20 protein-coding genes are annotated in these 22652 nt (G+C 64.7%); 9 read left to right on the top strand and 11 right to left on the bottom strand.

Annotated features, from left to right (window positions below; all coding sequences use genetic code 11):
* Nucleotides 1–33: 33 nt before the first annotated feature.
* Both lipY and BN972_RS05255 read right to left on the bottom strand, forming a co-directional pair.
* A complete protein-coding gene (gene lipY / locus BN972_RS05260) occupies nucleotides 34–1203 on the bottom strand; it encodes a triacylglycerol lipase LipY (RefSeq protein ID WP_080696696.1) in 1170 nt (389 codons plus the stop codon).
* A 107-nt stretch (nucleotides 1204–1310) separates the two neighbouring features.
* Nucleotides 1311–1892, bottom strand: a complete 582-nt coding sequence (locus BN972_RS05255; protein ID WP_036353691.1) for a TetR/AcrR family transcriptional regulator — start codon at nucleotides 1890–1892, stop codon at nucleotides 1311–1313.
* A gap of 98 nt (nucleotides 1893–1990) precedes the next feature.
* On the opposite strand from BN972_RS05255, the gene BN972_RS05250 reads away from it, so the two are divergent.
* The 3 genes from BN972_RS05250 to BN972_RS05240 all read left to right on the top strand — a co-directional run bounded on the left by BN972_RS05250 (nucleotide 1991) and on the right by BN972_RS05240 (nucleotide 5650).
* Nucleotides 1991–2464 carry a DUF1772 domain-containing protein gene (locus BN972_RS05250; RefSeq protein WP_036353687.1) on the top strand — a complete coding sequence of 158 codons (474 nt, stop codon included), beginning with the start codon at nucleotides 1991–1993 and terminating at the stop codon, nucleotides 2462–2464.
* Nucleotides 2465–2614: 150 nt separating this feature from the next.
* Entirely contained in the window at nucleotides 2615–2989 is a 375-nt protein-coding gene (locus tag BN972_RS05245) for a DUF4267 domain-containing protein (protein WP_036353684.1), read from the top strand.
* A 51-nt stretch (nucleotides 2990–3040) separates the two neighbouring features.
* Nucleotides 3041–5650, top strand: a complete 2610-nt coding sequence (locus BN972_RS05240; protein WP_036353681.1) for a hypothetical protein — start codon at nucleotides 3041–3043, stop codon at nucleotides 5648–5650.
* Here BN972_RS05240 and BN972_RS28085 read toward each other — a convergent pair.
* Nucleotides 5625–5912, bottom strand: coding sequence for a hypothetical protein (locus tag BN972_RS28085; protein WP_080696695.1), 288 nt, complete (start codon nucleotides 5910–5912; stop codon nucleotides 5625–5627). The two genes, BN972_RS05240 and BN972_RS28085, sit on opposite strands and share 26 nt — an antisense overlap.
* A gap of 494 nt (nucleotides 5913–6406) precedes the next feature.
* Between BN972_RS28085 and BN972_RS05235 the strand changes: the two genes are divergently transcribed.
* Genes BN972_RS05235 through BN972_RS05225 form a run of 3 tightly spaced genes read left to right on the top strand, consistent with a single transcriptional unit; the run spans nucleotide 6407 to nucleotide 10393 of the window.
* Nucleotides 6407–7297: an FAD binding domain-containing protein gene (locus tag BN972_RS05235; protein WP_036356600.1), complete on the top strand. Its 891-nt coding sequence runs from the start codon at nucleotides 6407–6409 to the stop codon at nucleotides 7295–7297.
* Entirely contained in the window at nucleotides 7297–7797 is a 501-nt protein-coding gene (locus BN972_RS05230; protein WP_036353678.1) for a (2Fe-2S)-binding protein, read from the top strand. Before BN972_RS05235 ends, BN972_RS05230 begins: the two co-directional genes overlap by 1 nt.
* Nucleotides 7790–10393 carry a xanthine dehydrogenase family protein molybdopterin-binding subunit gene (locus tag BN972_RS05225; RefSeq protein WP_036353676.1) on the top strand — a complete coding sequence of 868 codons (2604 nt, stop codon included), beginning with the start codon at nucleotides 7790–7792 and terminating at the stop codon, nucleotides 10391–10393. Before BN972_RS05230 ends, BN972_RS05225 begins: the two co-directional genes overlap by 8 nt.
* Here the strand turns inward: BN972_RS05225 and BN972_RS05220 are convergent.
* The 6 genes from BN972_RS05220 to BN972_RS05190 form a co-directional block, all read right to left on the bottom strand.
* Nucleotides 10390–11454, bottom strand: a complete 1065-nt coding sequence (locus BN972_RS05220) for a vWA domain-containing protein (protein WP_036353672.1) — start codon at nucleotides 11452–11454, stop codon at nucleotides 10390–10392. The two genes, BN972_RS05225 and BN972_RS05220, sit on opposite strands and share 4 nt — an antisense overlap.
* A complete protein-coding gene (locus tag BN972_RS05215) occupies nucleotides 11447–12343 on the bottom strand; it encodes an AAA family ATPase (protein ID WP_036353669.1) in 897 nt (298 codons plus the stop codon). Before BN972_RS05215 ends, BN972_RS05220 begins: the two co-directional genes overlap by 8 nt.
* A 123-nt stretch (nucleotides 12344–12466) precedes the next feature.
* Nucleotides 12467–12808: a hypothetical protein gene (locus BN972_RS05210; protein WP_036353666.1), complete on the bottom strand. Its 342-nt coding sequence runs from the start codon at nucleotides 12806–12808 to the stop codon at nucleotides 12467–12469.
* Between the two features lie 40 nt (nucleotides 12809–12848).
* On the bottom strand, nucleotides 12849–16001 hold the full coding sequence (locus BN972_RS05205; RefSeq protein WP_036356598.1) for a bifunctional cytochrome P450/NADPH--P450 reductase: 3153 nt from the start codon (nucleotides 15999–16001) through the stop codon (nucleotides 12849–12851).
* 461 nt (nucleotides 16002–16462) lie between these two features.
* Entirely contained in the window at nucleotides 16463–17245 is a 783-nt protein-coding gene (locus tag BN972_RS27580) for a PE family protein (protein WP_051545064.1), read from the bottom strand.
* Nucleotides 17246–17344: 99 nt separating this feature from the next.
* On the bottom strand, nucleotides 17345–18148 hold the full coding sequence (locus tag BN972_RS05190; protein WP_036353659.1) for a crotonase/enoyl-CoA hydratase family protein: 804 nt from the start codon (nucleotides 18146–18148) through the stop codon (nucleotides 17345–17347).
* Between the two features lie 100 nt (nucleotides 18149–18248).
* On the opposite strand from BN972_RS05190, the gene BN972_RS29095 reads away from it, so the two are divergent.
* Both BN972_RS29095 and BN972_RS05180 read left to right on the top strand, forming a co-directional pair.
* On the top strand, nucleotides 18249–18560 hold the full coding sequence (locus tag BN972_RS29095) for a hypothetical protein (protein WP_142277018.1): 312 nt from the start codon (nucleotides 18249–18251) through the stop codon (nucleotides 18558–18560).
* A gap of 161 nt (nucleotides 18561–18721) precedes the next feature.
* Nucleotides 18722–19807, top strand: coding sequence for an SDR family oxidoreductase (locus tag BN972_RS05180; RefSeq protein WP_200869697.1), 1086 nt, complete (start codon nucleotides 18722–18724; stop codon nucleotides 19805–19807).
* Between the two features lie 91 nt (nucleotides 19808–19898).
* On the opposite strand, the gene BN972_RS05175 is transcribed toward BN972_RS05180, so the two are convergent.
* A complete protein-coding gene (locus BN972_RS05175) occupies nucleotides 19899–20735 on the bottom strand; it encodes a DUF1206 domain-containing protein (protein WP_158086286.1) in 837 nt (278 codons plus the stop codon).
* Between the two features lie 612 nt (nucleotides 20736–21347).
* On the opposite strand from BN972_RS05175, the gene BN972_RS05170 reads away from it, so the two are divergent.
* Entirely contained in the window at nucleotides 21348–22139 is a 792-nt protein-coding gene (locus BN972_RS05170) for a phosphatidylethanolamine N-methyltransferase family domain-containing protein (RefSeq protein WP_036353656.1), read from the top strand.
* Nucleotides 22140–22269: 130 nt separating this feature from the next.
* On the opposite strand, the gene BN972_RS05165 is transcribed toward BN972_RS05170, so the two are convergent.
* Entirely contained in the window at nucleotides 22270–22644 is a 375-nt protein-coding gene (locus tag BN972_RS05165) for an FKBP-type peptidyl-prolyl cis-trans isomerase (protein ID WP_036353654.1), read from the bottom strand.
* Nucleotides 22645–22652: the final 8 nt, after the last annotated feature.

Below are 22652 nucleotides of genomic sequence, written 5' to 3'. Positions count from 1 at the left end.
CCTACTGGGCAGTGCAGCTGTTCGGCTCCATGATCAGGCAGCGATGCCGAGTTCCCGGTTGATCTGCGGCCAGTACGGTAGCCCGAACGGAGTCAGCAGCACCCAGTCGTGAATCCCGCCGGGGAACAGGACGAAGTTGAACTTGGCGTCGGTGGTCACGGCCGCTGCCTGCTGCAGGATCGCGGCCTGAGCCGCGAGGGGATCGAACGACCCGGAGTAGACATATGTCGGCGGCAGTCCGGTCAACGATCCATACAGCGGACTGACCTGATAGTTGGTTATCGGAAGACCACCCGCCCAAACGCTGCCGATCCCCCGGGTCCCGACGTCCAGCCACGGGGAAATCAACACGATGGAGGACGGGACGGTAGCGGCGGGATTCAGCTGCAGCATGTGCTGCACCGCCGCCAAAGCGAGGTTGCCGCCCGCCGAGTCCCCGGTCACGCTGACGTTGGCAGATCCGTATTGCGCGATCTGCTGCGAGATAAGCCCGGCGATCTTCGGAACAACAGTCGGAGCGGTGCCGCCTTCCTGCAGCAGCGGGTAGATGGGCACTTCGAATGTCGCGCCGGTCATGTAGGACGTCACGGAGTAATTGAGCCAGTGGAAGATCGACGGCGGGAATATGAATGCGCCGCCGTGGATGGCGACCACGTGTTCGCCGGTGGGATTCGCGGGAATGATCCGAACGACGCTCATCCCGTCGTACGTCGTGTACTGAACCGTCTGTCCGAGAAGCAGATTCAACAACGGCGGCGGCGAGTTGCCGGCGAGCCACGACAGCGGTGGAATGTCACTGGCAACCAGCGCCAAGAACGGAGACTGTGGCGAGGACAGCAGCGATTCGAATCCGGTGGCCAGTGTCCTGGGCAGCTGCTGAACCCCGAAGACCAAGTTCTCCAAAGCCGCCAACGGCGCGGCACTGGCCGCCTCGGCGGAGGCATACGCGCTGGTCGCGGTGGTCAATGCCTGCGCAAACCGCTCGTTGAAGGCCGCCGCTTGCGCGCTGAGAGCCTGGTAACCCCGGCCGTGACCGGAGAACAATGAGGCGATCGCCGCCGACACCTCGTCCTCGGCCGCGGCCAATATCTCGGTGGTGGCACTCGCAACACCCTGGTTCGCGGTGGCTATTGCCGAACCAATCGAGGCTACGTCCGTAGCCGCTGTGGACATTACTTCAGGCAACGCAAGAACATATGACAACGAACCGCTCCCGAACTCAGGGCAATTCGCACTGCCCGGTTAACCGATCGCCGGTACCGGAGCATATGCCGACGAAAAGGTGTCGCGTGGCAGCTTCAACGAATTGCTCAACGCCTTTTGGGGCTGAATTGATCGATGAGTATTTCGAGTCGTTCACGAAAGTGATCTGGCCGTAGTCGGCCAGAGCGGCCAAGGGTGACCAGTCCATGCAGCGCGGCCCACAACACCTCGGTGAGCGTGTCGGCATCTTTCTCGTCGGCGACCAGGGCGACCGCGTCGCGTAACTCGACGAAGGCCGCCGTCAGCTGGTCAGGTGTGTCCTCGGCGCCGAAGCGTAAAGCGGTCGCGCGGGTGAACATCGCGTCGTAGACCGCCGGGTTTTCCCGGGCGAAATCGAGATAGGCATGCGCGACGCGGGTCAGGACGTCGGGGCCGGCGCCGGCGTCGGGGCGAGCGGCCCGCATCGCGTCGGCGAGCTCGCCAAACCCGTCGACGGCGACGGCCTCAGCAATCTTCTCCATGCCCGCAAAGTGCTTGTACAGCACCGGCTGGCTGTACTCGATCTCGGTTGACAGTCGACGCGTGGTCACCGCGTCCCAGCCTTCGGCTTCGGCCAGTTTGCGGGCCGTCGAGACGATGAGCTGTCGACGGGCGGCCCGCTCCCGCTCGACGCGATCACTGATGGCCATGGCTGAACTTTAGCACCGATAGGAAAAATAGCATCGCTATGGACGGCGACCATCCTGGGGGTTAGCGTTGCTAGCAGTCGATGGAGAGGAATGGAGCGATGAACCTAGAAGTCACACAAGCCGCCGCGCTTGCCGCGGCACTCGGCACCGCCGTGGTCTACGGAACAGACGTGTTCTGCGCGATCGTGTTGCGACCCGCCCTGGCGGCGGTCGACGACGGCGCCCTCGTCAGGGTCATGGGCAGCGTGCACCGATACGGAGACCGGCGGATGCCGGTGCCCGGAGTGCTCGGAATCCTCGGTGCCGCCACTACCGTCGTGCTGGCCATCGTCTCTGCACAATGGGCACCGGCGATCGCGGCCGGCGCCGCGTTGCTCCTCCTGCTGGCTTGGCTTGTGCTCTACATGCGGGTGAGCGCACCGATCAATCGAGAACTCACGGCCGCCGCCGACAACGGCCAACAGCTGGCGAATGGTCGTGCGCTGCAAGCGAAGTGGGACCGCATCATCGGTGCCCGCGCAACGCTGCAAGGCCTGGCACTAGCTGCTCTCTGCATGGCACTGACCAGCTGAGCAAGTAACGCGCAAGTACATAAGCAGCAACCCCGAATTCGCTACGGCGATGGCCGGTTTCGATCCCGACCAGATCGCTGATGTCCAGTCCGGTCCGCTCGACCCGACATTCTCCGCACCGATCCGCTGACGACATCAGGAGTGCACGCCATGACCATCACCGCCTACACGCTCGCCGGCGTGATAGCGACGGCAATCGTCTTCATCGGCGCCCGATTCATCGTCGCGCCGCGTGTCGCCGCCGCCGGCTACGGAGTCCTACCGGACCTCGACCAACCCGGCGTCCGCGCCTATCTGAGCGTCAAGGGGGTCCGTGACATCGCATCGGGGCTCTTCGTCGTCATCCTGCTAGTTGCCGGCGCGACCCAGTTGCTCGGCTGGATCATATTGGCAGCCACCGTCATTCCGGTTGCCGACACGGCCATCGTGCTAAGCCACGGTGGTTCAAAAGCGGTCGCCTGGACAGTTCACGGGTCAACCGCGGCCGTAATGCTCGTGACTTCGGCGCTGCTCCTTATCGTCTAAAGCGATAGCGATTAGCATCGGCACAGATCAACCCAATGCGCTGGGGGTCCGATGGCAGATCGTGCGGTACTCGAACTCCGCATACACGGCATAAACAACACCACTCCCGAGAGCATGCTCGACCTGCCCGGCGAAGACGTCGAGAAGTTCGCCGGCGACGCACTAGGCAGCTTCTGGCGCCCGAAATCACCTGAGGCGAACCCACCGACGCAACTGGAGGCCTACAGCTGGGGCGGTATGGCTCGCAGTTCGGTCGGTGGGGCCATGGGGATCGGCCGGATTGTGGGAGCAATCGCGAGAATTGGTTGGGCCCTGCTCATCCCGTTCGGCCTAGTGAATGTCGCGTACTGGTCGAGGAAATTCGACGACGGACCCGAGCCCGACCAACGTCCGGGGCGCGACGGCTGGCGGCACGGCCGCGGCGCAGCCTCACTGCGCATAGCCGGACTGATGCTGACACTGCTGCTGGCGGTGTCGGCAACAACCATCGCACTCGACCTCATCGGAGTGCAGTGCTACGACGGCAACTCCACCAGGCTGTGCACGAACCTGCCGTCGCAACTCGACTTCCTGGGCGACCTGACACAGAGCCGCCGCCTGGCGGTGTTGAGCATGGTGCCGGTCTTATTGATCCTCGGGTTGGCGATGCTCTCGACGGTCACGCGGGTGCGCTACGAACAGCCTGACCCCTCAACACCGGAAGATTCGCTCAAGAAACCCGAGGCGTCGGAAGTTACGGAGCCGCAATGGCCCATCCTCTCCACGCAAGGTTTCTGGGCGCACCGGGAGAGCACCAAGGTAACGTCGCGGATGCATGTCGCCGCGACGGCCACCTTGATCGCCACGGGCACGGCTTTTCACGTCGCCTTCGGTCGTGGTGAGTCATGCGGCAGCCGAGACAGGTTCTTTAGTGCCGCCTGCCGACAAGAAGTTCTGCACGGCGACGGCACCGTCATCGCCGAACTTGTGGTCGTAGCGATAGGCATCGCGATCCTGGTGTTCACGTTTACCAGCGTCGGCTTCAGATCCGATTACGCGGTGGATGTTCCGAGGCAATCATCGCGACGCTTGCTGCTGGACTGGGGCCCTGTCGTGGCGGGCGCCGTCTTGTTCGTCGTGCAGGCGGCATTGCTATGGCGTGACCAGCCCGACCCCAAGCCGCGGCAGCTGCTGGGCGTCGCGTTCACTCCGACTTTATTGCTCGCTGCCCTGCTGGGTTTGGCTCTGGCTGCTCTGCTTTGGCGTCCGAGCGTCAAGGCGGCCTGGCACGGGCTGCCCTCAGGTTTGGGACTCTGCTTCGTCGCCCTGGTTGTGATCTCGGGATATGCCAACGGCATTCGATGGTGGTTCCCGGTGTGGCTCGGGGCGGCCGCTGTCGCGCTAGGTGTCCTGCTGGCGGTGCGACGCATGGTGGCCCAGAAATGCAAGCATGAGGCATGGAACGGCGGCGGGCCGGGCGTGCTGCTGTTGACGGCAGCGGCCTTCGCGATGCTGTTGTCGAGCGCGGTGGTGACGGCCACCGGCGACTGGCTCAACGGCAAGAATTCCGCGAGCCGCTTGGCGGACGGTGTGTCGGGTTCGGCCCCTGACCTTCAGGTGCCCCTGCCCTACGTGTGGGCGGGCGCATCGGTGATACCGGTGATTGTTGGGATGTTCGCCGTCGGCACATACGCATTCGCCAAATCATGGCGGGGGCGCAAAGCGCTCGAGGACAGGCAACCGATGACCGCCAACGCGGCGGGGTTTGCGGCGTTCGCGCAGCGCGCGGAGAAGTTCGTCGCAGCCCTGGCCGTTCTGAGTGCGATCGCGATGACAGTGACTCTTGTCGCGTCGGTTCGGGCGTTCACTCCTAGGGGCTTGGGATCGTCATGGTTGGCCGTGGTCCTTGACCGGTTGCTATCGATCGGCATGTGGGCACTCGCGGGGACGGGCGTCTTGGTGATCGGTCTTGCCGTCGGTGGTACCGCGGTGGGCGGCCGACCGCTGGGCCTCGTCTGGGACTTGATTTGCTTTCTGCCCCGCACAGGGCATCCCCTCGCGCCCCCCTGCTACGCGGAACGAGTTGTCCCCGAACTTGCCGCCCGCTGTGCGGACTGGTTCACGAAGGAGCGGGGTGAGAGAGCAGTCCTTTCCGCGCATAGCCTGGGCTCTGTGCTCGCGGTCGCGGTGATCCTGTCGCCGCGACTGGACGGTCACCGCGATCGCGTGGCCTTCCTGTCATACGGCAGCCAACTCCGCACATACTTCGGCCGGATTTTCCCAGAACTCTTGGGGCCGAAGGTACTTGGCTGCCCGCCTTGCCTTGCTGCCGACTTGCGAACACGCGACCCGTGGGCCAGGGAACGGTCCGCGGAGCGCGAGCCCGCGCCGGTGCCGCATCGTCGTTCGGTCTACGGGAGCTTGGGGCCTGGGCCGCGGTGGCGCAGCCTCTGGCGCCGCACCGATTACCTCGGCTTCCCCGTCTGGAGCTACGCCGAAGAGGAGAACCCAATCGATCAAGTGGCCGAGCGGGTGGTCAAAGTCGGCTATCTCTACGAAATTCAAACCCACAGTGGTTATCCCCGTACCGGCCAATATCAAAACGCGCTAACAGAACTCAGTGGGATCGCCAATGGGCCCCGGCCAAGCGCAGACCCTAGCTCGGCTCGGGCACCTCAGTAAGCCACCGGTTACGGCGCTCCTCTTCGGTCTGCTCCCACCATGGGGGTTCACCGCGTTCACCCAAGGCGACCTTTGCTGCATGCACGCCCGCCCGGGCCGTCGGTTCCTCCGGTGTTCCGTTGGTGCGGCGCACTTCTCGACGCCACGCCATCAGAATCCTGACCAGCTCCGTCCGTCGCTCCTCGGGGATCATCGGATCGGTGGCACGCCACCTACGGCCATCGACGACGATGTAGTGGCCCTCGGGCGTCGTCTCTGGCACCCCGTGACCTTACTTGGCTGTGATGGCTGTCCGGCAGTAGGAAAACCGCCGAATGCTAACCCCGATACTTCTTGTTGTCGTACCCCGAGCTGTATGCCACCGCGACGTGTTGACCAGTGACATCCTCTAATACGACGGCGCCGAGAGGTTGCACCTCGTAATAGGTGCGGACCAGACCCTGGGCGTCCGGGGCTGTCGTACAGGGACCGTTAGGACATTGCCTCTTTACCGGCCACACAACGAACGCGATCAGCAGGATTGCTGCAACGGCGATCAAGGAAAATTTGAGTTTCTTCACTTAACGCTCTCCGGTAGCACTGATCCACTAGACAACGCGGCTGATCAAGGCAATGTCTTGGTGATCGAATCTATCGGTTGCGGCCCGGACTGTCACTCGTCTTCTCGAGGCGGCGCCGCGCAATTTGCTACACAAGAGACTTGCCGTTCAAATCGCGGTAAAATCCAGGTCCGCCGGAGGGAGACCTGCCGTGAAGATGTCGCCATTCGATTACCACCGACCGGACACGGTCGACGAGGCGGTCGCACTGCTCGAAACCTACAGTGGGGACGGCAAAGTGCTCGCCGGTGGGCAGAGCCTTCTCCCGATCCTCGCCCTGCGGTTGACCCGCCTGGACCATCTCATCGACATCGGCAGGGTGCAGGGCCTGCAGTCGATCGAAATCGACGACGGCGGCACTGTCTCGGTCGGCGCGACAGTCACCCATGCATGCGTCGAGAGATCCGATGCCATGACCGCGGCGGCGCCGGCGGTAGTTGGGGCCATGCCGTACATCGGTCATCGGGCGATCCGGAGTCGGGGGACGGTGTGCGGGAGTCTGGCCCATGCCGATCCGTCGGCCGAACTGCCGGCTGTTGCCCTGGCGGTCGGCGCGCAGATGATCGTGCGAGGCCCCGCGGGAGCGCGGACGGTCGATGCGAGTGACTTCTTTGAGGGATATCTGTCGTCCGCGCTAGCCGAGGATGAGCTGCTCATCGGCGTGCGCTTCCCCGCATGGGCACCACGCGCGGGATGGTCGGTGCTGGAAATCAGCAGGCGGCACGGTGATTTCGCGTTGGTGGGGCTGGTGACGACGCTCGAGACCGATGAAGCCGGATTGGTGCGGCGACCGGCGTTGTCTTTCTTCGGGATAGCCGGCACGCCGGTACGCGTCGCCGAGGCCGAGCGGTTGCTCGACGGCAACACCCCCAGCCCGGCGCTGTATGCGGAGGCGGCGCACGTGGTGTCGGCCGGATTGGAACCACGCGCCGACGACCACGCGTCGTCCGAGTACCGGGCGCACGTTGCTGGGGTGCTCACCCGGCGCGGGATCGCCGAGGCCGTGGCCCGGGCCACGGCGCGAGCCACGGAAGGGGCGGGTGTCTGATGCGGGAGATCACCCTGCGGGTCAACGGTCGGGACGAGCGCGCGGTGGTCGAGGGTCGCACGACCCTGGCCGGATTGCTTCGCGACAACCTCGGGCTCACCGGCACGCATCTCGCGTGCGAGCACGGAGTCTGCGGGGCGTGCACGGTCGCGGTCGACGGTCAGCCGGTCCGTTCCTGTCTGATGCTGGCCATTCAAGCCGAGGGAGCGACCGTCGAGACGGTCGAATCGCTTAGCGACGGAGACGATTTAGGGCTTATCCAGCAGGCTATGCGGGAGCGGCACGCTTTCCAGTGCGCGTTCTGCGCACCGGGATTCCTCATGACAGTGCGGTGCCTGCTGGCCGACAATCCGTCGCCGACGATGGCGCAGATCAAGCAGGAGCTCTCCGGAAACCTCTGTCGTTGCACGGGATACGCGTCGATCCTCGACGGTGTGGCCGAAGCCGTGGACAAGCTGGCCAAATTGACTTCCAGCCCGGAAGGTGCAAACGATGCGTGAACAAACCATGGGGCGATTCGTCGGCGCCCGGGTCCGCAGGGTTGAGGATCTCCGCCTGCTGCGCGGGCGCGGAAGGTATGTCGACGATGTCGTCGTCCCGGACATGGCGCACGCGGCATTTGTCCGGAGCCCGTGGCCCCACGCCCTGATCCGCAGCATCGACACCACGCGCGCCGCAGCCCTGCCCGGGGTGTACGCGGTCCTCACCGGTCCCGACATCGCCGCGATCACCAACCCGCTGCTGGGCATGTTCGCCTTCCCGGGTCTCTACGACCCCTGGCACTGGGCCCTGGCCGTCGACCGCGTTCGTCTGGTCGGGGATCCGGTTGCCATTGTGGTAGCGATGTCCCGCGCGGTGGCCGAGGACGCCGTGGAGCTGGTCGACGTGGAATACGAAGAGCTGCAACCGATCGCGACGTTGGCACATGCTCACGATCCCAGCCGGCCGGCGATCTGGCCGAAGGCCAACGGCAACGTCGTCTACGCGGAGTCGCAGTCCTTCGGCGACGTCGAAGCCGCGTTCGTAGGGGCGGATCGAGTGATCACCGAGACCTTCCGCCAGCACCGGCACGCCAACCAACCGATGGAGACCAGGGGGACGGTGGCCGAAATCGACCCCGACGGCAACCTTACGTTGCACGCGGCCCATCAGGCTGCGCACGCGTTCAAGTGGGCCATGGCGCTGTGTCTGGCGCGCCAGCCGGTGTGGATGTCGGTCCGTGACATGTTCCGGCAACGCGAACAGACGAAGGCGATCTTCGCCGGGGTTCGCGAATTCATTCGCGCCAACCCGACAGCGATGCAGGACATGCGGCAGACGATGCCGGTCATGCTCCGCCAGGTCGCCAAGGATCCGATGCGGGCGATCCACCTCAGCCGGGCATTCCTCGGATTGATGGCAATGCCCAAGGAACGGCTCCCCCGCGTCGTGACTGGCGACATAGGCGGCGCTTTCGGGGCGAAGACAACGGTGTTGCGCGAGGACATCGCCTTGGGCGCTGCCGCTTTGCGGCTCGGCCGATCGATCAAGTGGATCGAGGACCGCAACGAGCACCTCGTGCTCGGCGCCCAGGCTCGTGACGAGCAAGTCTGCGTAGAGGCTGCGGTGCTCAACGACGGGACGGTGCGGGGCCTACGGGCCAAACTCACGATGGACGGGGGTGCCTATCCGGGATTCCCCTTCGGCGCACCGATGTTCTGCCGCATCATCCAAACGATGCTCCCCGGCCCGTACCGGTTCGACGCAATGCAGTTCGATATCGAACTCGTCTCGTCCAACAAACCGACATACGTCGCCTACCGGGGCCCGTGGGCGGTCGAAACCTGGGTCCGCGAACGGCTATTCGACGTGATAGCCCGCGAGCTGGGCCTCAGCCGCGCCGAGGTCCGGCTGCGCAACATAGTCGGACCCGACCTGCTGCCAACCACGATGGTCACCGGCCCAACCCTCGATGTGCGCATGTCGGCCAGGGCCACCCTCGAAAAGGCCTTGGAAATCGCTGATTTCGAACACTGGGCGGAGCAACAGGCCGCGGCTCGGGCGCAGGGTCGGCGCCTCGGCCTCGGGATCGCAACCTACATAGAAGCGGCCCCGGGCCCGCCCGGGTACATGGAATTCATCATGCCGGGCTTCTCGATGTTTGCCGGAGGCGAGCCGATTCAGGCGGTCCTGGAAGCCGACGGCAACGTCACGGTCCACACCCGGCAGATACCCCATGGCCAAGGCCACGAGACGACGCTCGCGCAGGTGGCCGCCGACGAGCTCGGCGTTCCGGTGGACTGTGTCCGCGTTCGATACGGCGACACGAATTTCACGCCGTTCGGGATCATGGGCACCGGCGGAAGCCGGTCAGCTGCGATGGCGGGAGGCGCGGTCGGCGTGGCTGCGCATACGTTGCGTGAGCACATTGTGGACATCGCCGCGGACCTGTTGGAGGCATCGCCGGCAGACATCGTCATCGAAGACGGAGGAATTCACGTCGCGGGCGTGCCGGCGATGTCGCGCACCTTCCGCGAGGTCGCCGACGAGGCGATGCGGCGTGCCTCAAAGGGCGGAACAGTTGGCAACACCGACCGACTGGGCCGTAATGAGGCCATCCGGGTGCACCGGGACTACAACGGCGGTGAAGGCGGCTGGGCGCAGTCCACCCACGTGTGCTGGGTCGAGGTCGACCTCGAAACCGGCCAGGTGCGGATTCCGCGCTACGCGGTCGTGGAGGACTGCGGTGAAATGATCAACCCGGCCATCGTCGAAGGCCAGATCCGCGGTGGTGTCGCCCAGGGCGTGGGCGCCGTGTTCTACGAGAAGACCACGTACGGTGAGGACGGCCAGCCGCGTTCAGGGACGTTCATGGATTACCTGATCCCAACCACGATGGAGATCCCGGAGATCGAGATCCACCACATCGAGACGCCGTCGGACATCGCCTACAACTACCGAGGCGTCGGTGAAGGGGGGATGATTGGCGCGCCGGCGGCGATAACCAACGCGGTGGAGGATGCCTTGGCCGACCTCGGTGTCCGGATCACCGAACAGCACCTGCCGCCGACCAGGATTCTCGAGCTCGCGGGCGTCATCGCTGAACGTACGGACTAGCCGATGATCGTAATCAGCTCCTCGAGTGCATTCAGGTTGTGACCGTCGATGAATTCATCGATGTGCGGCAGTGCTGCGGCCATACCGCGCGCCAGGGGCGCATAACCCGGCGACGCCTTCAGCGGGTTGACCCACACCACCTTGTACGCCACGCGCGACAGCCAGGCCATCTGTTCGCCGATCACGGTCGGGTCGCCCCGCTCCCAGCCGTCGGAGAGGATGACCACCACGGCGCCACGGGACATGCCCGGCATCCCCCAACCATGGTTGTAGTCGCGCAGCGTGTCCCCAAGTCGAGTGCCACCAGACCAGTCGGGCACTGCCGCGCCCGCGCGACGCAGCGCCTGATCCGGGTCGCGGGTCAACAACTCCCGCGTCAGCCGGGTCAGGCGTGTACCCAACGCGAACGCCTCCACGCGACGGCGGCCGGTGACCGCGGCGTGCATGAACCGCAACAGCGCCCGCGAGTAGGGGTCCATCGAACCGCTGATGTCACATAGCAATACAAGCCTGCGCGGTTGCCGGGTCGGTGCGTTCCAGGCTCGGCGGATCGGTTCCCCACCGGTGCGCAACGCAAGGCGCACCGTGGCGCGGATGTCGGGCTGCGAATGCCGCCGCCGCTTGCCGGGCCGGCGCCGCCGGCTGCGTCGCATCGCGGCCGTCGCGCGAAAATCGGCCATCAACCGCTGCGCATCGGCAAAGTCTTCCGCGGTGTATTCGCCAAAGTCCCTGCTGCGCAATATCTCTACCGGGCTATAGCGAACTTCCGTGGTGGGCGGCGGGGTCGCCTGCTCGTCGGTGGTCGCCGAGTCGAGGTCGTCGTGGGCAACCGGCGCTTGGTCGAGCCAGAACGAACGGAATACCCGGTCGAACACATCGATGTCCTCGGCCCGCTTGACCAGGACGGCACACCCCGCCCAGTACAGACCGTCGCGATCGGTCGGGTCGATCTCGCTCAGCGCCGATACGAACAACGTGACCGAGCCGGTGGGAACGGGCAATCCCTCGGCGCGCAACCGGCGCGCAAAGATCACCGCAAGCCGGTCCGCACTGTCATACATCGCCGTCGGCGATCCGCGCCAAGGCGTCGAGCCCTGCCGCCCTTGCCTTTTCGATGTCTTCGCGGTATTTCAACACCCAACCGAGGGTGTGCCCGACTTCGGCGCGCGCCAGTTCCGGCTCACCGAGCGCAGCCAGCGCTCGCGCCCAGTCGATCGTTTCAGCCACTCCCGGGGGCTTGTAGAGGTCGAGGCCCCGTAGCTCCTCGACGGCTGCCGCGACTCGCCGCGCCAGCCGTTCGCTCGCCTCGGGCACGCGCAGCCGCACGATGGCCACTTCCCGTTCGATGCTGGGATGGTCGACCCAGTGATAGAGGCAGCGTCGCTTGAGGGCGTCGTGCAGGTCTCGCGTGCGATTGGAAGTCAGTATCACCGTCGGCGGCGCCTCTGCCGCGAATGTACCGAGCTCCGGCACCGTCACCGCGAAATCAGACAGGATCTCCAACAGGAACGCCTCGAACTCGTCATCGGCACGGTCGATCTCGTCGATGAGCAGCACCGGCGGGGGGCCGTCGCCGTCGTCGAGGGCTTGCAAGAGTGGTCGCCGAACGAGGAATCGCTCGGAGAAGAGTTCATCCTCAGCGGCGGCGACGGCCTGTGCACCGCCGGTTTCCGCGGCCTTCAGATGCAGCAGCTGGCGGGCATAATCCCACTCATAGACCGCCTGTGACACGTCGATGCCTTCGTAACACTGCAGGCGCAACAGCTTTGCACCGGACAAGCGCGCCAGGGTCTTGGCAACCTCGGTCTTTCCCGCCCCAGCCTCACCCTCGAGCAGCAATGGACGACGTAGCCGCACGGCGAGATGGATGGCAGTGGCCAGACCGTCGTCTGCGAGGTAGCCGAAGCGAGCGAGGTCAGCTTTGAGTTGGTGGACCGCATCGGTCGTCATCGGTGCACCTCCTGACGCGGCCCGAACGAGATGTTCGTCTGCACTGCTGACTCTACGAAGCCGCGCCACCCGTTGCGGTGCCTTATTCGAAATTTCCGGCGGGGTGACAATTCCCAGCAGTCTTCAGGACCACCCTCGGCCACCGAGCCACAGCGGCGGTTCCTGGTCGTTGTACATGCTGTTGGGCCGCCATCGCTGTCTATGCATCAGCCGACCGGCGTGGTGTTCGGCCACGTCCTTCAGGTACTCGACATCGTCACTGGTCCACGGGTGCTGGCCCGTCCCGTCCAACCACCATCTCGGTTGGCCGTCCTGCTCGTAGCGGGTTATCCGGTAGCGCCAAGCGATGTGCCTGCCCTTGGCATCAACCTGCCAATCCAGCAACCGCGGGCGGATGGCCTCGGGTGTCGGCTCGATATATGCCCGAGGGTAGGTGATCCGGATCTCGACAAACTCACCGGCCATGAATCAACTCTAGTGGAACTGGTAAAGGGCCGAACGGCTTTCACCCGGCCCACACGTCCTCGACATAGTGGTCGGATTCGATGAGGCCGTTCAGCCAGGCGCGAGCCTGACCCTCGTCAGCGCCCGTCCGCGCTCGATAGATGTCGAGGAACGCACCGCGCACGGCCGGCGCCATCCGCGCGCCATCACCGCAGACATAGACGTGGGCGTCCTTGGCCGGGTCGCCCAACAGGTTCCATACGTCATCGGCGTCCGCCGCGATCCGGTCCTGCACGTAGCGAACCCCGTCCTGCGGCGCCCGGGAGAACGCCGGGCGCATCTGCACAATGCCGATTTCTTCGGCCTGCTCGAACCGGTCACGGAAGATGTAATCGACCTCCGGGTCACGCACCCCGAAGAAGCACAGCGCGGGCGCCACCGGGGCTCCGGCGCGCTGTGCGGCGAGCCGGTCACCGAGAAAACCGAGAAACGGTGCGACGCCGGTGCCGGCACTGACCAGGATGACGTTCTTGGCCGGATCCGCGCCGGCGCGAAACGCCTGGCGGGCAGGGTCGACGCGCGCCCGGATCGTTTGTCCGGGTTGGACTGTTGCGAGGTAGTTGGACGCGACCCCTTTGAACGAGCCGCGCCCGGAACGGGCCGGCGCGTCGAGCACGCTGACGACCAGTCCGACCGTACGCGGTGACAGCAGCGATGACGATGCGATCGAATAGTGCCTCGGCACCATGGGGTCGAGCAGTTCGAGAAGTTGAGCACCCGTGAGATCGCAGTCCGGGCAATCCACGAGGCATTCCAGCACGCTGAGCGGACAGCCCTCGGGCGCTCCCGCAAGCTCGGTGAGCCGCTGGCGCTCCGCAGGATTGCTGTTGGCCGCCGCGAGTTTGTGCAATTGACTGCTGGTCGCCGGCTTCTGCAATTCGACGAAGTGGGTGAGCAGTTCGCGGACGCTGACCTCTCGGTCCAGCGCAATGAGTCGTCTCGAGCTGCGCCGAGGATTGATCGCCAGCCGCAGCCCGGGGTCGAGGCCGAGTTGGGTCAGAACCGTGTCGACCACCTCGGGTGGGTTGTCGGCCATCACCGTGAGGTGGTCACCCGTCTGGTAGTCGATGCCGTCCGGAAGTTCCACGCGGACATTGGTTTTGGCTTGACCCAGCCCGGGGCTGACCAGTTCGGTTCGCTCCACGACGGTCATCGGGATCACCGCCGACCGCGCGTCCATCGCCGCCGTGACCGGTCCGACGATCCGGCGCAACTCGTAGAGCGGTTCGGCCGCGTCCGTGACCGGCGCGGCGTCGGGGTCACCAAAACGTTCGGCCAACGCCGACCACAGCGCGGCGGCGAACTCTTCGATGGCGCCGACCATGTCCCCCGAGGTATCGGCCGCAGCGAGCGGAACCAGTCGGTGGGCATGCAGCTCCCCGAGCCGCTCGTCGATACGCCGCGGAACCGCCTGGTAAGTGTCCGCCCAGTTGTGGTCACCCACACCGAGAACCGCGACGTTGGGTGTCGGGTTCAGCGCGGTATCGGCGTCGAGCAGCCAGGTGAGGAAGGCCCGCGCATCGTCGGTCGGCTGCCCGTTGTAGGACGACGCGATGATCAGGATGGCCTCGGCGTCCGGGAAGCCACCGACAGCGTCGTCGAGGGGTGCCACCGTGACGCTGCATCCCAATGCCGTTGCATCGCCGTCGAATTGACGGGCCAGGGCGCGGCAGGTGCCGAGGTTGGAGCCGTGAAAAATGGCAAGCCTGGTGCCGGCGGTGATCGCCGTTGGTTGTTGACCTGTGGTCTGCGTACTTTCCGCCGCCACGCCAGGTGTGCCGGTCCTACGGTCCTGTGGGGTGCGCCGCAGGACATCGAGCCGGAACCCGACCGGTCGGCGGCTGTTCGGAGTCTCCCACTGCGGCACATAGTGATAGGCATCGATGAGGCGGTAACGATGGACGACCCGGGCCAGCGCCATGGCCGCCTCGTGCAGCGCGAATTGCCTTCCGATGCATGATCTTGCTCCGGTTCCGAAGGGTTTGAACAATGCGCTCGGCCTGGCGGCCGAGCGTTCGGGAGTGAAGCGGTCGGGATCGAACAGCTCGACATTGTCGCCCCACTGCGGCTGGCGGTGCAGTGCGCCGGTGAGTACCGTGACCGCCTCACCGCGCTTGATCGGGTACTTGCCACCGATCACGGTGTCTTCGAGCGCCATTCGATCGAAGTTCAGCACCGGCGGAGACAGCCGCAGGGTTTCCTCGATTATTTGCCGGAGGTAGGTCAGCTTGCCAATGTCGTCGTAGGTGGGCAGGTACTCGTCTTCGCGTCCGAACACGGTGTCCACCTCGGCCTGCACCCGGTGCAGCACGGCCGGATCGTTGACGATGTTGTAGAGCGCGTTCGGCATCAATTCCGACGTGGTGAGCTGACCGGCGATCAGGAAGGTCAAAATCTGATTGCGGATGTTGTCGGTTTCGAGCACGGGATTGCCGTCGGGATCCTGTTGCAGCATCAGCGCCAGCAGGTCCTGCGACTCATTAACACCGAATCTGTGCTCGGTTATCAGCCGGTCTATGAACTCGTGCAGCGTGGCCATTTCTTCGTTGAACACCGGCGTCGGCGCTTCGAATGCTAGTTCTCCCAGCGCCCTTGTGAAGCTCTGCGGGATCGGCGCCAGGCCTGGGCAGTCGAAGGAGTCGAATTGCGAGCCGAATCCCGCGAGCGCCACGGTATCCATGGCCAACTTCTGCAGGTCGTTCGACACATCCACTGGTACGGCTCCGGCGCACGCGTCCCACCGGTCGATCAGTTTGCAGTTGATGTCCAGCATCGCGCCGTGATATGCGCGCAAGCCCGCGTAGCTGAAACCCGGTAGCAGGACATCATGGGCCCGTTGCCAATTGGGTTCGCCATGGTAGGCCGTGAATAGGCCGTCACCGGCCAAAGGCCTGACCCGGGCGAGAGTTGCCGTGAGGTTCTTGGCGAAGCGGTTTTCGTCGCACAGTTCGGTGACGAGGTCCAGCGAGCAGGCGTAGAGCTTTCTGATGCCGCCGTTGAAGTCCGCGTAGAACAGCGGACCATGTAATTCACCGAGCAGGTCCACGGCCAGCGCGCGGGGGCGACCGACCAATTTGTCGGGGTCGGGCAGGGGCCCTTCCGCCGACGGGATGCCGGGCAGATCCGGCGGCGCGGACACGTGAAACTCGCTCATGTGGGGCAGCATAGGTTTCGGCGCGACCGCTTGGTCTGCAATCGTGGACGTTCAGCGCGAATCTTCGGCGCGGCCGGTTGAGCGTTCGTCAGCCCGGATCCGCGCTTCCGAGATGACGAACAAGACGACGGTAATGGCAATCAGGCCCCGCCGCGATGAAGGCGGGCGTCCATCCCATGACGACGGCGGGTATGGCGTCGCATAGGCACGGACATTGCTTGCCCGCACCTCCAGCAGGGCGCCCGGTGTTAGCTGGTGCTCCATCTCGTCAAACTCGCCGTGGTAACGGTGTCCGTCGAGAGTCCGTGTGCCCGTGCAGGTTAGGCCAAGGGCTTGATCCCACGCGCGACGGCTTCGGTGAGGAACTCTCGAACCAACGCGTCGATCTGCGCCCAGCAGTCTTTGCGCAGCTGGTCGCCCAACCCCCATGGCCGTCCCCTCTGCGCAATCAACCTTGAGACCTACAAGAAGAACAAGGGGGAAAGGAGCAGTGCAAGAGCCACCGACCCTGCATCGGCCTGCACCTCGGTAAGTAGGCCGCCGACCTCGAATGGCATCGGAACGGTCACCGGTGCCTGGCCCGCGAATTCCCCGCCGAAAGTCACCGTTGCAGTCATGGGTTGGATCGGGGCCAACACACCGCCGAATGGGATGTTCAGCGCCAGCGACACCCCTGGGATATTCGACGGCAGGGGTACGGAAACAAGGTTCTGGCCATAGAGGAACGCGCTCCCGAGGTTAGGGCCGACGTCGCGGAGCGCGGAAACGGCCGCGTCCGAGTTCCCCGCCAGCACCGCATTGAAAAGTGTTGTCCCGCTTTGTCCGAGCGCACCCGCTGACGTGATCAGCGGGCCGATGGCATCGAGGGGAAGCTCGATGAACTCCGCTTCGGCGCCGAGCAGCGTGCCCAGCAAGCCGTCGCCGTAGAACTGAGTGATTTCGCTGGAGGCGGCGGCATGCGTATTGACCATCTCGGTGCCCAGATACGAATTCGCGCCGATGTTCAGCAAGTTGACGAACTGGCTGTGATACGCCGCCACCCGCGCACTGACGGATTGATATTCCTGCGCTTGCGCGTTCAGGAAGGAAGCGATCGCCGCCGATACCTCGTCAGCGGCCGGGGCCGCCATGCCGACCGTCGCGCTAGCCACCGCGGCGTTGGCCGCGCTGATTGACGAGCCAAGGTGATCCAATCCTTCGACCGCGCTGGCGATGATGCCGGGCACGACGTTGACAAACGACATAGCTGCCGTCGTCCTCTCTGCTTGTGTTGGCTTGGTGTCTCCAACACTTCATAGAGTGCGGTGTCGGCTACCGATCCCAACCAGCGCCGCCGGCTCCCGCTAGGCGGGATCGGTGAAAACCGGTTGCTCCCCGGACATTCCAGCGACTACGGCGGCGATCTGGTTAGGTGCGCCGATCAGCCCGGTCTGCAGAACTGATTCGAGCTTCAGCGCGGCCGCGGCGTCGTTACCCGTCCAGGTCTCGTCGTAGAGGCGCTTGGCGGCGCGGATTGCATCCGGTGACTTCGATGCGATCTCGCCCGCGAGCTCGAGTGCCGCCGACAGTGGGTCCGCGGCCGTCCGGGTCACCAAGCCGAGTTCGGAACCCTCGCTGCCGGAAACGATGCGGCCAGTGAACGTCAACTCTTTCGCGACGTCGATCGGCAGCAGCCTCGGCAGCGTCTGGGTGATGCCCATGTCGGGGACCAGTCCCCACTTGATCTCCAGGATGCTCAGCTTCGCCTCTGGCGCGGCGATCCGGATGTCTGCGCCGAGCGCGATCTGTAGCCCGCCGCCGAAGCAGTTGCCGTGGATCGCGGCGATGACCGGCGCCGGGACCAACGACCAGTCATAGCTCACGCGCTGAGCGAGGTTGGCCGGGTGGTCCCCATCTCGGGACAGCAGGACGCCCGTGCCGCGTTCGCCGCCCATGAAACTTGCCACGTCCAAGCCAGAGCAGAAGCTCTTGCCCTCGCCGTGCAGCACGACCGCGCGGATCGATGGATCACCAGCCAGCTGCGCTGCGGCATCCACCAAGCCTTCGAACATCGCTTGGTCGAGCGCATTGTGCTTGTCGGCTCGCACCATCGTCACCGTCGCCACGCCGTTGTCGGCAATCCGCACCCGGACTCTGTCTTCGCTCACGGGTAGCAATCTATCGCGGCAGCGGCGACGCACCGACGCAAGAGTTGCGCAAGCCATCAGGCGCACGCTGTGGTTACCGACCACTAGAGAGATCAGAACCATGAACGGACGAATCGCAGCGTTGGCATCCGCTGCCCTGGCTGGCTGTGGTGTGGGCCTGGCGGCTCCCGCTCAGGCCGGCCCCCTACCGCCGCACACCTGGTGCCCAGGCAATTCCATGGTGTATTCCCGCTACGACCTGTCGTCGGGACCAGGTGTTGCCTACCAATGGGACATGAACATCTGCCACACGTGGTACTGGGTGCAGAACTCGGCCGGCAACGTTCCATACAAGGGTGAGCTGCCGAGCGATGTGTGGGACGGCGACAATCCGCCGCCTGTTAAACAGGATTCGTGCGACTTCTGTTGGTAAGCAATGGATTTCAGGCTGCAGTACCCATTGCTAAGCCGCCGGGGCTGGAGTCAGGAGACAGGGCGGGGTAGCCAGAGGTCAACATGAGAACCTCAGCGGGTCATACGCTATGGGGCGGCACGTAGAAGGTAGTCGCCGGACCCGCCAGAGAGGAACACCAAATGAGCGCAGCATCGACGTCGATCGACCCAGACGCGCCGGTCCTCGTCACCGGTGCCAGCGGCTACATCGGCAGCTGGATCGTCCGATTGCTTCTCGAAGCGGGACGCACAGTGCACGGCACGGTGCGCAACCCGCAGAAGCCGTCGGGTTTGGAGCATCTGCACAAGCTCTCGGATGATCATCCCGGCCGGCTCCAACTGTTCAAGGCGGACCTGCTCGATGCCGGCAGCTTCGACGAGGCCATGGCCGGCTGCGAACTCGTCATGCACACCGCATCGCCTTTCCTGCTCTCCGGGTACAAGGATGCGCAGGAGGCGCTGGTGCGCCCGGCGCTGGAGGGCACCCGCAACGTGCTGGACTCGGTCAACCGCACGCAATCGGTCAAGCGCGTAGTGCTGACCAGCAGCGTGGTGGCGATCTACGGCGACGCCTGTGAGTCACGCGATGTTCCCGGCGGCGTCTTCACCCCCGAACACTGGAACACCACCAGCAGCGTTGACCACCAGCCGTATCCGTATTCCAAGACGGTCGCCGAGCGGGAGGCGTGGCGCTACGTCCAGGAGCAGGACCGCTGGGACATGGTCACCATCCACCCCGGCATGGTGCTTGGTCCCGCCCTGACCAGTGCCAGCGACTCGGCCAGCCTGAGCACGATGAAGCAATTCACCGACGGCACCCTGCTCACCGGAGCTCCCGCACTGACCATGGGCGTGGTGGACGTCCGCGATGTGGCCGATGCTCACCTGCGTGCCGGCTTCACCCCCGAGGCGCACGGGCGCTACATCGTCAACGCGGATTCGGTGACGCTGTTGCAGATCGGCAAGATCCTGCGCCGCCAGTACGGGCCCCTTTACCCGTTCCCGAGGACTACGACTCCCAAGGTGATGGTGAAGGCCGTGGCACCGCTCGTCGGGCTAACGCGGAAGTTCATCGACCGCAACGTGGGCTACCCGCTGAAGTTCGACAACAGCCGCAGCCGCGACGAGCTGGGACTGACGTATCGGCCCATCGAGCAGACGGTCAACGAACACTTCCAGCAGATGCTTGATGACGGTGTGGTCCGGCGCCGGCCCGGGGGGCGCTGAGCGGATGAATTGCGTACCTGATTACGGGGTAACCCGTGACTGGCACCGACTCTGAAAGCCCGTGTAACGCGGTGTTTGTCTGCACTCAGCACTAGGTGGCGGGGCGGTAGCGCGCCTCGGCGAACGAGAACAAACCGTAGGCGAACAATCCGACGGCGATCAGCCAAAGGACCACCTGCCCCCAGCCGTGGCCGGCGAGTTCGGCCAACAGCCCGGACAATCCCTTGGCGTTCGTCGGGTCGAAAGTCAGGGCGGCGATGACGAAGAAGAACCCGACACCGATGGCCACCAGTCCACTGCCCACGTACCCGGCCCGCCCCAGCGCTTCGATGACCTTTCGCTTGTCCTGACTCAGCGCTCCGGTGCGCTTCATGAAGCCGCGGTTGATGGCGTGCTTGTAGATTTCATAACCACCGAAGCCGATTGCGGCGAGGCCGACGATCAGCACGATCCACCGTCCGCCGGGCAGGCCCATGACCACCCCTGCGGCATGCTGCTGGCCGTCGCCACCACCGCCACCACTGGGGACCGCGCCGGCATCGCCGCCCCAGTTCCCGATGAGAACAGACAGCGACGCCAGCGCCGCACCGCTATAAAGAACGCCCTTGCCCGCGTACTTGGCCCGATCGCTGCCGTCCGACCCTTCGATCGGATCACCCGAGACGGCCTGGCTGAATTTCCACACCACCAATGCGATCAGAGCCACCGTCAAGGCGATCAGCAGGAACTTGCCGAAGGGCGCCTGCGCGACCGTTTGGATCGCCCCAGCCTTACTAGCGCCCTCCGAGGAGCCATCGCCGATAGCTACCTTGATCGCAAGGAAACCCAGGAGCACGTACAGCGCTCCCTTGCCTATCAGACCGACCCGCGCCACTTTGGATCTGACGTCGCCCGCACGGCTTTGTGCACTGACAGTAGCTCTGCTCATCGCGTACTCGCCTTCGTCTAGTGGACCGCTGTGTAATAAGCAGTTACCCACCGCGGAGGCGAGCGATGCGCAAACGCGACGATTCATCTTTGGTCAGCGGTACACGAGCTTCGACGCGATGGAACGCGGTGAGCCCGTCGCGAGCGCCTGCCGTGCCTGCGATCTAGGCCGCCCCATCCTGCAGAGCCGCTATGTCCCGGCGTCTCGTTCGGATGAACCACCTTCGCCCGGATCTCGCCCGGCAGCTCGCTCGCTCCGACGATTCTCCAGGAGTTGCCCAATGACGCTGTCGGCGTCGCTATCGGGGAGCCCGAACTCTCCGCAGGCCGAGCGGATCTCGGCCTCGGTGAACATCGGCACGGGCTCCTTCTCCCCCCAGCCCCAGTTGGGTCGGTCCGTGTTCAACGGAACTTCACAGCCACCGATGGCTCCTTCGGATGTCGTGCGACTTTACGACCAAGATATGCGCCTGGTCTGCGTGAGGTCTTTTTGGGAGACTCCGCCCGCCGACGCCTCCCTGCCCTGCCGATCGCGTACTGATAAAAGTTGTTCTACTGCGGCGAGCATGATCGCCCGACACGCTCGACGATGTCAGCTCTCGAAGGGAGCTCGATGAACTGGTACACCGGCAACGCCACTTACGACACGATTGTGACGATAGGTCTGGCTATCGCGGCCTTGGTGATCATCGGCGGCTTGTTCCGGCAGAGTCCCTACGGCCGATTCGGGGCCACGGCGCGCGGAGTGAATCTCAATCCGAAGCTCGGCTGGTGGCTCATGGAAATACCCGCAACCGTGGTGTTCGGCATTTTCTACCTCATTGGGCCGTGCCGATTCGACGCCACGCCGCTGGTGCTCGCGGCCATCTGGCTGATGCATTACGGCAACCGAGGCTGGTTCTTTCCGTTGTCGATCAGACAGGTTCCAGGCAAACGCGGCAGCTTCAATATCGTCGTGCTCGCCTTCGGGATGGTGATCACCACGATGCACGGCTACCTCAACGGCGCGTTCTTCAGCCATGACTACAAACGTCAGTACACCGTCGGGTGGTTGACCGATCCACGGTTTCTTGCCGGGCTGGTCGTGTACCTCGGCGGATTCATCCTCCTGGTCCGGTCGGAGTCGATCGTGCGCAACTTGCGCGAAAAGGCGAACCCCGGCGCAACCGAGTACAAGATCCCATACGGCGCGGGGTTCCGCTTCGTCACCAGCCCGGCATATCTGGGCGAGCTGATCGCGTGGGCAGGGTTCGCCCTGCTGACCTGGTCACTCGCCGGGGTAATCATTTTGCTGATCACGGCAGGCAACTTGGTGCCGCGGGCGTTCGCCACTCACAAGTGGTATCAAGACAAGTTTCCCGATTATCCACCCGAGCGAAAAGCGTTGATACCCGGGCTGATTTAAACAGGTCGAAGCAATTGCCCGCCGCCAGGACTCCTATCGAGTGGCGGGGGATTCCGCGTTTGACAACGCTGCACATGCGCGCTTGTCGGCCGTCAATTTGACAGAGTCAGGGGCCCGGCCCTGGTCGTGGCTACCTGACCTCAAGCAAGTCCACCACGAAGATCAGGGACTCGCCGGGCTTGATGACGCCACCGGCACCACGCTCACCGTAGGCGAGCTGGGCGGGGATGAGCAGCTGACGGCGACCTCCAACCTTCATGCCCTGCACGCCCTGGTCCCAGCCCTGAATGACCTGGCCGACGCCGAGTCGGAACGTCAACGGCTCACCGCGGTTGTAGGAAGCGTCGAACTCCTCGCCGGTGGAGTGGGCCACCCCGACGTAGTGCACAACCACCGTGTTACCGGAGGTGGCCTCCGCGCCGTCGCCCTCGACCACGTCGGTGATGACCAGGTCGGTGGGCGGCTCCCCGCCGGGGAAATCGATCTCGGGTTTCTGTGCAGTCATGCTCACCA

This window comes from Mycobacterium asiaticum DSM 44297 (assembly GCF_000613245.1).
Classification (GTDB): Bacteria; Actinomycetota; Actinomycetes; order Mycobacteriales; family Mycobacteriaceae; genus Mycobacterium; species Mycobacterium asiaticum.
This window is presented reverse-complemented; position numbering and strand designations above follow the sequence as displayed.

Bases quoted from the DNA above. Each gene is read 5' to 3' on its own strand.
- BN972_RS05180 (WP_200869697.1), top strand. From the start codon at position 18,722: ATGAGCGCAGCATCGACGTCGATCGACCCAGACGCGCCGGTCCTCGTC.
- BN972_RS05220 (WP_036353672.1), bottom strand. From the start codon at position 11,454: ATGTATGACAGTGCGGACCGGCTTGCGGTGATCTTTGCGCGCCGGTTG.
- BN972_RS05230 (WP_036353678.1), top strand. From the start codon at position 7,297: ATGCGGGAGATCACCCTGCGGGTCAACGGTCGGGACGAGCGCGCGGTG.
- BN972_RS05210 (WP_036353666.1), bottom strand. From the start codon at position 12,808: ATGGCCGGTGAGTTTGTCGAGATCCGGATCACCTACCCTCGGGCATAT.
- BN972_RS27580 (WP_051545064.1), bottom strand. From the start codon at position 17,245: ATGTCGTTTGTCAACGTCGTGCCCGGCATCATCGCCAGCGCGGTCGAA.
- BN972_RS05165 (WP_036353654.1), bottom strand. From the start codon at position 22,644: ATGACTGCACAGAAACCCGAGATCGATTTCCCCGGCGGGGAGCCGCCC.
- BN972_RS05215 (WP_036353669.1), bottom strand. From the start codon at position 12,343: ATGACGACCGATGCGGTCCACCAACTCAAAGCTGACCTCGCTCGCTTC.
- BN972_RS05250 (WP_036353687.1), top strand. From the start codon at position 1,991: ATGAACCTAGAAGTCACACAAGCCGCCGCGCTTGCCGCGGCACTCGGC.
- BN972_RS05205 (WP_036356598.1), bottom strand. From the start codon at position 16,001: ATGAGCGAGTTTCACGTGTCCGCGCCGCCGGATCTGCCCGGCATCCCG.
- BN972_RS05175 (WP_158086286.1), bottom strand. From the start codon at position 20,735: ATGAGCAGAGCTACTGTCAGTGCACAAAGCCGTGCGGGCGACGTCAGA.
- BN972_RS05225 (WP_036353676.1), top strand. From the start codon at position 7,790: ATGCGTGAACAAACCATGGGGCGATTCGTCGGCGCCCGGGTCCGCAGG.
- BN972_RS05240 (WP_036353681.1), top strand. From the start codon at position 3,041: ATGGCAGATCGTGCGGTACTCGAACTCCGCATACACGGCATAAACAAC.
- BN972_RS05255 (WP_036353691.1), bottom strand. From the start codon at position 1,892: ATGGCCATCAGTGATCGCGTCGAGCGGGAGCGGGCCGCCCGTCGACAG.
- BN972_RS05170 (WP_036353656.1), top strand. From the start codon at position 21,348: ATGAACTGGTACACCGGCAACGCCACTTACGACACGATTGTGACGATA.
- BN972_RS05235 (WP_036356600.1), top strand. From the start codon at position 6,407: ATGTCGCCATTCGATTACCACCGACCGGACACGGTCGACGAGGCGGTC.
- BN972_RS29095 (WP_142277018.1), top strand. From the start codon at position 18,249: ATGAACGGACGAATCGCAGCGTTGGCATCCGCTGCCCTGGCTGGCTGT.
- BN972_RS05245 (WP_036353684.1), top strand. From the start codon at position 2,615: ATGACCATCACCGCCTACACGCTCGCCGGCGTGATAGCGACGGCAATC.